The organism is Cognatundibacterium luofuense (assembly GCF_018139685.1).
In the GTDB taxonomy this organism is placed as follows: Bacteria; Pseudomonadota; Gammaproteobacteria; order Burkholderiales; family Burkholderiaceae_D; genus Undibacterium; species Undibacterium luofuense.
Window position 1 is genome coordinate 1 of the sequence record NZ_JAGSPN010000323.1, and the last position, 355, is coordinate 355.

Annotated in this window: 1 protein-coding gene; it reads left to right on the plus strand. The window is 45.9% G+C overall.

What is annotated here, in order from left to right:
• Positions 1–40: 40 nt before the first annotated feature.
• The coding region (locus tag KDM89_RS20610) for a sensor histidine kinase (protein WP_329604716.1) at positions 41–355 on the plus strand (315 nt) is incomplete at its 3' end.

The window sequence follows — 355 nt, forward strand, 5'->3', positions numbered from 1 at the left end:
GATAAGCCTGTCTATCAATGAACCTGTACCTGAAGTCCTGATTTCTGTCGATAGTCAGCGTTTCATGCAAATTATTTCTAACTTGCTGTCCAACGCCATTAAATATTCGCCTCAACAAGAAACCGTGACTATTTCAACCAGTTTGCAGAATGACTATGTGCGTATCAGTGTCACGGACCGGGGCAATGGCATTCCAAAGGAATTCAGAAGCAGAATTTTTCAGAAATTTGCACAGGCAGATTCGTCTGATACCCGTGAAAAAGGTGGAACCGGTCTGGGCCTGGCCATTACGCGTGAACTGGTTGAACATATGGGAGGACAGGTGGGTTTCGAATCCATACCTGGTCAGGGTGCT